This window comes from Streptacidiphilus monticola, assembly GCF_042658505.1.
GTDB lineage: Bacteria > Actinomycetota > Actinomycetes > Streptomycetales > Streptomycetaceae > Streptacidiphilus > Streptacidiphilus monticola.
In genome coordinates, this window is the sequence record NZ_JBHSQJ010000004.1 from 55388 (window position 1) to 61171 (window position 5784).

Annotated in this window: 6 protein-coding genes; 1 reads left to right on the forward strand and 5 read right to left on the reverse strand. The window is 73.9% G+C overall.

Annotation, left to right across the window (positions count from 1 at the left end):
• Positions 1-560 (forward strand): UbiA family prenyltransferase (locus ACFP3V_RS01125; protein WP_380578634.1); only part of this gene is annotated, 560 nt, incomplete at its 5' end.
• Positions 561-588: 28 nt separating this feature from the next.
• On the opposite strand, the gene ACFP3V_RS01130 is transcribed toward ACFP3V_RS01125, so the two are convergent.
• From ACFP3V_RS01130 to ACFP3V_RS01150, 5 genes are read right to left on the reverse strand one after another with little or no spacing between them, the layout of a single operon-like run.
• A complete protein-coding gene (locus ACFP3V_RS01130) occupies positions 589-1080 on the reverse strand; it encodes a flavin reductase family protein (protein WP_380578636.1) in 492 nt (163 codons plus the stop codon).
• Complete coding sequence (locus ACFP3V_RS01135) at positions 1077-2249, reverse strand: LLM class flavin-dependent oxidoreductase (protein ID WP_380578638.1); 1173 nt, start codon at positions 2247-2249, stop codon at positions 1077-1079. Before ACFP3V_RS01135 ends, ACFP3V_RS01130 begins: the two co-directional genes overlap by 4 nt.
• Positions 2250-2252: 3 nt before the next feature.
• Positions 2253-3053, reverse strand: coding sequence for an ABC transporter ATP-binding protein (locus ACFP3V_RS01140; protein ID WP_380578640.1), 801 nt, complete (start codon positions 3051-3053; stop codon positions 2253-2255).
• Entirely contained in the window at positions 3029-3952 is a 924-nt protein-coding gene (locus ACFP3V_RS01145; protein WP_380578642.1) for an ABC transporter permease, read from the reverse strand. Before ACFP3V_RS01145 ends, ACFP3V_RS01140 begins: the two co-directional genes overlap by 25 nt.
• 2 nt (positions 3953-3954) lie before the next feature.
• The gene (locus ACFP3V_RS01150) at positions 3955-5019 is read right to left on the reverse strand and encodes an ABC transporter substrate-binding protein (RefSeq protein WP_380578644.1); all 1065 of its coding nucleotides are present in this window, start codon (positions 5017-5019) and stop codon (positions 3955-3957) included.
• Positions 5020-5784: the final 765 nt, after the last annotated feature.

The window sequence follows — 5784 nt, forward strand, 5'->3', positions numbered from 1 at the left end:
CCGCCGCCGCCTGCGTCCCCCTCTCCCTGGCGTCGGGGCGGGCGGCGGGGGCGGCCCACCTGCTCGCCGTGGCCGCGGCACTGGCCTACAACGCCCTCCTCAAGGGCACCCTCTGGTCCTGGCTGCCGTACGCGCTGGCCTTCGCGCTCCTGCCCGCCTTCGTCACCCTCGGCCTCCCCGGGCACCCCTGGCCCCCGCCCTGGCTGCTCGCGGTCGGGGCGCTGCTCGGCGTGGGCGCCCACTTCACCAACGTCATCCCCGACCTCGAAGCCGACCTGGCGTGCGGCATCCGCGGACTGCCCCACCGGCTGGGGCGCGGCTCTAGCGCCGCCCTCGCCGCCGCCCTGCTCCTGGCCGCCTCCGCCACCCTGGTCCTCAGCCCCGCCTCGCCGCCGGGTACGGTGGGCTGGTCCGGCCTGGCCCTGGCGGGCGCCCTGGCCACCGGCGCCGCCCTCCCCCGCACCCGGCGCCCGGACAGCCGGCTGGCCTTTCAACTGGCCATCGGCCTCAGCGCCTTGGACGTCGCGCTGCTGCTCCTGCGCGGGACGGCCCTTCGCTGACGAGTCCCGCGCACGGGCGCGGCGGCCGTCAGGCGGCGGGCACGAGGGCGCGGAAGGTGCTCGCGTGGAAGACGAGCGGTTCGACGGCCGGGTCGGCGTTCAGGTCGTGCACGCGGAGCACCACGATGTCGTGGTCCCCGGCGCGGACCTCCTGCTCGACCGAGCACTCGAACCAGGCGCTCGCCCCCTCCAGCAGCACCGCGCCGTCCGAAGTCGCCCGCCAGGACACGCCGTTGAAGCGCTCGCCGCTGGGCCCGGCCAGCCGCCGGCCCAGCGACCCGTGGTCCGCGCCGAGCACGCTGATGCCCAGGCGCTCGGCCTGACGCAGCGCCGGCCAGGTCGTCGAGGTGTGCGCCATGCAGACCGACACGAGCGGCGGCGTGAGGGACACGGACGTGAACGAGCTGGCGGCCAGCCCGACCGGCCGCCCGCCGACCAGGGCGGCGAGGGCTGTGACGCCCGAGGGGAAGGCGCCGAAGACGGCGCGCAGGGAGGTGGTGTCGTGGGCGAGCGCGGTCATGCGGGGACCTCCGTGGGAGCCGCAGCGGTCGGCGGCAGCGGTGCGTGGGGCTGGGGCGTGGCGGGGTGCGGCTCGGCAGCCCGGGCCGCGGCGGCCGGGTCGGCTGCGAACTTCCGCAACAGCGGCAGGAGTTGGTCGCCGACCCGGGCGATCTCCTGCCGGTACGGGGTGTCGGACAGCACGAAGTGCGTGACGCCGAGCTCGCGGTACCGGTCCAGGGCGGCGGCGACGTCCTCGGCCGAGCCGACCAGCCAGGTCGTGCCCGCTCCCCCGCCGCCGTGGCGTCCCGGCGTGGTGTAGAGGCAGCTGTCCAGGACCTCGCCCCGGGCTGCCAGGTCGAGCAGCCGGCGCTGGCCGACCGCCGGCCGGCGCTGCAGCGCCTCGGGGTCGTGCGCCCCCTGCCGGGCCATCAGGGCGACCTTCTCCTCCGCGGCCCGCCACGCCTCCTCCCTCGTGTCCCGCACGACGGTCGTCACCCTCAGCCCGAACTCCAGTGGCCGGTGGCGGCGTTCGACGCGCGCGCTGAGCGCGCGCAGCCGCTCGACGCGCTCGGCGATGCCGTCCAACGGCTCACCCCAGAACAGTTGGACGTCGGCCTCCTGCGCCGCGACCCTCTCGGCGGCGTCGCTCGCGCCGCCGAAGTACAGCCGTGGATGACGTCCCTCCTCCGCGCCCCACGGCAGCGGCCGGACGCGGGAGCCGTCCACCCGGTAGTGGTCCCCGCGGAAGGTCACCTCCTCCCCGCTCCACAGCCGGCGCACCAGGCGCAGGAACTCCAGCGTGCGCTCGTACCGGCGGGACTGGTCGAACTCGCCGTCGCCGTAGGCGGCGGGGCTGTCCAGCCCGCTGACGACGTTCACCAGGACCCGGCCCCGGCTCAGCCGGTCGAGCGTGGCCGAGGCGGAGGCGAAGTTGGCGGGGTGCCAGTAGCCGGGCCGGATCGCGACGAGCGGCTTGAACGCCGTGGTGCGCGCGGCCAGGGACGCCGCCACCGTGAAGGTGTCCGGTCGCCCCCAGCCCGTGCCCAGGAGCGCTCCGGCCCAGCCGTGGTCCTCGGCCGCCCGGGCGAGGTCGGTCAGGTGGTCGAGGCTGCCCCAGTCCTCCCGCGTGTCGTCGCCGCGATGGCCGGGCTCGACCGTGTTCGGGATGTACCAGAGGTACTCGCCCAACGCTCAGCCCTCCCTTGACGGTTGGGCCGGAACCGCCGCCGTGGCAGCGGTGTCGGGCTCGCCGTCGGCGCGGACGCCGAGGGCCGCCAGCAGCTGCTCGCGGTACTCGCCCAGTCGTGGGTCGCGGTACGAGCGCGGGTGGGGCAGGTCGATGGTCAGATCGACGGCGATCCGGCCGTGCTCCAGGACCAGGACCCGGTCCGCGAGCACGGCGGCCTCGTCGACGTCGTGGGTGACCAGCAGCACCGAGGGGTGGTGACGTTGCCACAGCTCGCGCAGCAGGGCGTGCATCCGGATCCGGGTGAGCGCGTCCAGTGCCCCGAACGGCTCGTCGGCGAGCAGGAGTTCGGGCTCGCGCACCAGCGAGCGCGCCAGCGCCGCCCGCTGCTGCTCACCTCCCGACAGTTGCCCGGGCCAGGCGCTCTCCCGCCCGGCCAGCCCGACCTCGGCGAGCGCCGCGCGGCCGCGCTCGGCCGCGTCGCGGCCGTCGGCGTCCGGCCTGCCGGTGCCGAGCAGGACGTTGTCCAGGACACGGCGCCAGGGCAGCAGCCGGGAGTCCTGGAAGACCACCGAAACCCGCTCCGGGGTGACGAGTTCGCCGCCGCCGGCCGTGTCGTGGTCGAGGCCCGCGATGGCGCGCAGCAGGGTGCTCTTGCCCGAGCCCGAGTGGCCCAGCAGGGCGACGAACTGCCCCGGCGGGATCTCCAGATCGATGTCGTCGAGCACGGTGCGCGGGCCGAACGAGCGGGTCAGGCCGGTGATCCGGACGGCGGGCAGGGTCAGCTGCTCAGCGATCGGCGCCATACCAGCACCCTCCTTTCCAGCAGACGGACGGCGGAGTCGGAGGCGAAGCCGAAGACCCCGTAGATGAGCAGTCCGAGGACGATGACGTCGGTCTGGCCGTAGTTCTGCGCCTGGAACATCATGTAGCCGAGGCCGTTGGTCGCGTTGATCTGCTCCAGCACCACCAGCGACAGCCAGGAACCGGTGACCGCCAGGCGCAGCCCCACGAAGAACCCGGGCAGCGCACCGGGGATGACGACCTGCCGGACGAACTGCCAGCGGCTGAGCCGCAGCACCTCGGCGAGTTCGACGTACCGCGAGTCGATCCCCGCCAGGGCGGCGTGCAGGTTCAGGTAGACCGGGATGTAGACGACGATCGCGATGATGACGACCTTGAACGTCTCACCGATACCCAGCCACAGGATGAACAACGGGATCAGTCCAAGGGTGGGCACGGCGCGGTTGACCTGCACCGTGCCGTCGATCAGCGCCTCGCCGATCCGGCTCAGCCCCGCGACCAGCGCCAGCACCACCCCCGCCAGCAGGCCGATCGCGAAGCCCTGCACCGCCCGCCACAGCGAGGTGGCCAGGTCGGTGCGGAGCGTCCCCTCCGTCCACAGGTGCGCCCCCGTGTGCAGGACCGTCCACGGCGCGGGCAGCACCCGCGGATCGAGTACCCCGGCCCCGCTGGCCCCGGCCCAGACGGCCACCAGGAGCAGCGGCCCCAGCAGCCGGGCGTACGGGCGTCGCGGCCCCGGCGCGAGCCTGCGCGCCCGGGCGCGTCCGACGACCACCGCGCCGGGGCCGGCGGACAGGTCGGCGGACGGGGTGACGGTCGGGTCGCCGGGCGGGACGGCGGGCGGTTGCTGCGTGGTGGGGACGGGCGCCGTCACCACTGCGGTCGACACGTGTTCGGCCATGGTCAGCTCCGGTACTCGGCGGGGACGGCCGCCGCCGCGAGGTGCTCGAAACGGCGGTCGAAGAGGGTCTCGGCCTTGAAGGACTTCACGAAGCCGCCCTGGGCCAGCAGATCGATTGTCTGCTGCTCCCAGGCGATCGCAGAGTCCCAACTGCTGGGCAGCAGCGGCTTGTTGCTCAGCGCGGTCACCTGCTTGGCCTGGGCGAGGCTGATGTTCTGGGTCTTGACGTAGAACTCCTGCTCCCAGACCGTGGGGTTCTCGTAGACCCATACGAGCCCCTTCGCCCAGATCGGGATGTAGGCCGCGATCGCGGCCGCCTTCGCGGAGTCGGCCAGCACCTCGGCCGGGGCCCACAGCAGGTTGAGCAGGTCGACGACGTCGGTGGCGATGGTGTGCGCGCCGTCGGCGCCGTAGCGGTTGAGGTACGCCGGGGCCTGCGAGATGGCGAGGGGCGCGATGTCCACCTGCCCCGCCTCCAGCGCGGTCAGGAACTGATTGCTCGTCAGCGGCACCAGCTGCACGTCCGAGTCCTTCAACCCGGCCTCGTGCAGCGCCCGCAGCAGCACCACGCCCTGCGCCTGCCCCTGCGAGAACGCCAGCTTCTTGCCCGCGAACTGAGCCACCGACTGGATGTCGCTGTGCGGCTTGGTGGCGAACAGGTACGACGGCTTGCGGGTCAGGTCGAGCGCCACGATGCGCGCGTCGAAGCCCTGGAAGTGCGCCTGGATCGGCGGGATGCCGGCGTTGTTCGCCAGGTCCAGGGAGTTGGCCCGGAAGGCGTTGATGACGTCGGGCCCCGCGCCGATGTTCGGCCAGGACGAGACGGTGAAGGGGATCTGCTTGATCAGACCGGAGAGCTGCAGCTGGAGTTGCTCGGCCCCCAGCGCGGACGCGATCCGCAGACCGGTGCCCGAGGGCACCGACGTGGGCAGCGGCGCACTCGCCGACAACGAGGGACCACTGGCCGCTGCGCTCGTGCAGGCACTGAGCCCGAGAGCGGCGCCGGCGCCGAGGAGGGTCTGCAGGAACAGTCTTCGGTTCGGTGCGGAGACTTCGAGCGGGGACACGGGCGTACGGTTCCTTCCGGTAGGACGGGGATGACGGCGGCGGAGTCACAGGCGGAGGCGGTTGGTGTGCCCCGACGCGGGGCCGACGCCGGGCAGGCTTCGCCCACTCGGGTCTCGGCGCGTCAGGAGTGCCCGGGGCAGGCCGACTTGTGGGCGTGACGGCACCCGCAGGGCGCCCACGGCCAGGGCCGGGCAGGGAGGAGCGGCGGCGTCAGCACGCCCTCACCGCGGGCACGCAAGGGCACGCGGCGGTCGTCACGGCTGCACGAGGCATGCGCGCGAGCGCGTCTGGGCAACGCCGTTCAGCAGGCGCGACAGCGCAGACCCGCGAAGTGGTGCGCACGGAAGGCGTTCACGGGGTGCCGCTGTGCGGCTGCCCGGATCGTGGCCTTGTGCTGCGCGTCCATGGCTACAGTCTGCTGGCCCGACGCCACGCGGACAACGTTTTGTCGCATCGTGGAAGAAACTCCCCGGAGCCTGCCCGCCACCTCCCTGACTCGCACCAACGGGAGCCCGCTGCGCCCGCTCGGGTGGAGGTCGCGCCGAGTCGGCGGGACAGCGCGGCGGCGGGGCAACCCCGTTGGCGCACGCCCCTCACCCGACCTCCGGAAGGCCGCCGCTCGACGCGCCCGTTCGGGGGCCGACTCCGCCATGCTCACGCACCGTCAATCCACCTCCTGGCTCCGTCACGGTTGCGGGCGTTGCCCGAATGTCGTGCCCTCGAAGAGCACCGCGGAGGCCCCGAGGAGGAGGCGCGCCGGCGCC